At 64.9% G+C, this 1,537-nt stretch carries 2 protein-coding genes, 3 tRNA genes and 1 pseudogene; all 6 read left to right on the top strand.

Annotated features, from left to right (window positions below):
• A pseudogene (trpC, locus tag PKA16_RS15835) lies at positions 1 to 182 on the top strand (indole-3-glycerol-phosphate synthase TrpC); the annotation flags it as partial.
• 57 nt (positions 183 to 239) lie between these two features.
• Complete coding sequence (locus PKA16_RS15830; protein ID WP_324404659.1) at positions 240 to 965, top strand: uracil-DNA glycosylase; 726 nt, start codon at positions 240 to 242, stop codon at positions 963 to 965.
• Between the two features lie 59 nt (positions 966 to 1,024).
• Positions 1,025 to 1,110 (top strand) — tRNA-Tyr (locus tag PKA16_RS15825).
• Between the two features lie 114 nt (positions 1,111 to 1,224).
• Positions 1,225 to 1,298 (top strand) — tRNA-Gly (locus PKA16_RS15820).
• Between the two features lie 39 nt (positions 1,299 to 1,337).
• Positions 1,338 to 1,412 (top strand) — tRNA-Thr (locus tag PKA16_RS15815).
• Positions 1,385 to 1,525, top strand: coding sequence for a hypothetical protein (locus PKA16_RS15810; RefSeq protein WP_324404658.1), 141 nt, complete (start codon positions 1,385 to 1,387; stop codon positions 1,523 to 1,525). The genes PKA16_RS15815 and PKA16_RS15810 overlap by 28 nt, the downstream gene beginning before the upstream one ends.
• The last annotated feature ends 12 nt before the right edge of the window (positions 1,526 to 1,537 follow it).

Genomic DNA, 1,537 nt, shown 5'->3' with positions numbered 1-1,537 from the left:
ACACCACGCTGGGCCTGCTGAAGGACGTGCCGGCCGACCGCCTGCTGGTCACCGAAAGCGGCATCCACACGCGCGAGGACGTGTGCCGCATGCGCGATGCGGGCGTGAACGCCTTCCTGGTCGGCGAGGCCTTCATGCGCGCCGACGAGCCGGGCGAGGCGCTGGCGCAGTTGTTTGTCTGATTGCTATATTAAAGATAGCTGTTTGCGCTTGATGGACGGGCGCTGAAGCCTGATTTGATGCCTGATCCTGAGTCCACGCTGCAACGCTGGCCACCCGACCCCGATCAGGTGGCCGCAGGGTGGCGCCCCTTGGTGCACCAGTTTCTGCACAGCCAGCAGGGGCGGCGGCTGGGCGCGGAGTTGCAGGCGCAGCTGGGCCAGGGCGCCAGCATCTTCCCGCCACAGCCCCTGCGTGCGCTGGGACTGACGCCGCCCGAGGCGGTGCGCGTGGTCATCCTGGGGCAAGACCCGTACCACGGCCCGGGCCAGGCCAACGGGCTGGCTTTCGCTGTGGCGCCCGGCGTGCGGCTGCCGCCCAGTCTGCGCAACATCTACAAGCAACTGCAGCGCGAATACGGCCGCGCCCCCCAGGCCGAGGGTCTGCTCGACCGCTGGGCGCGCCAGGGAGTGTTGTTGCTGAACGCCAGCCTGACCGTGCTCGCGGGCCAGGCCGGCAGCCACAGCCGGCTGGGCTGGCAGGCGCTGACCTCCAGCATCTTTCGCACCCTGGTCGAAAGTGAGCGGCCGCTTGTTTTCATGCTGTGGGGCGCCCACGCGCAGGCCATGCGGCCTGCTGGCAACGAAGCCGAGCGCCATCTGTGGCTGTCGGCCAACCATCCTTCGCCGCTGTCCGCGTCGCGTCCGCCGGTGCCTTTCATCGGCTGCGGGCATTTCGGTCAGGCGGACGCCTTCCTGCTGCAACGGGGCGAGCCGCCGATCGACTGGCTCGGCGCAGCGTCGTGACCGGCCTACACCACTTGCCGGGGCCGGTCAATTGGTGGCATAATTCATGGTTCCCTGCCGGAGAGGTGGCCGAGTGGTTAATGGCAGCAGACTGTAAATCTGCCGGTTTACACCTACGCTGGTTCGAATCCAGCCCTCTCCACCAGCAGGCCAGGCTGTCACACGCGGCTGACACGATGAGCGTTAGGATGGGCGGTTGCTCGGCGAGGGCTGGGTGCATGGGCTCACGCAAGATGAACGCGCCTTGAGGCGTGTCTTTGCGGGAGTAGTTCAATGGTAGAACCTTAGCCTTCCAAGCTAATGACGCGGGTTCGATTCCCGTCTCCCGCTCCAGTCGGTCGGTTTGTGTGTCGGGCTTGAGTTCAGGTTTTCGCCCTTGTGGCTCAGTGGTAGAGCACTCCCTTGGTAAGGGAGAGGTCGTGGGTCCGATTCCCACCAAGGGCACCATTCCAGAGGCTGTGGCGCGCGCGTCCTGGCTGTCGTTTGTTGATGTTGAGTTAATTTTTTCGGAGTCGAAGAAATGGCAAAAGAGAAATTCGAGCGAAGCAAGCCGCACGTGAACGTGGGCACGA

This window comes from Ottowia sp. (assembly GCF_035325765.1).
In the GTDB taxonomy this organism is placed as follows: Bacteria; Pseudomonadota; Gammaproteobacteria; order Burkholderiales; family Burkholderiaceae_C; genus Ottowia.
The sequence above is the reverse complement of the archived record's forward strand: the minus strand, read 5'-3'. Positions and strand labels throughout refer to the sequence as shown.

Excerpts from the sequence above, each read along its gene's own strand:
- PKA16_RS15830 (WP_324404659.1), top strand. The coding sequence starts at position 240 with ATGCCTGATCCTGAGTCCACGCTGCAACGCTGGCCACCCGACCCCGAT.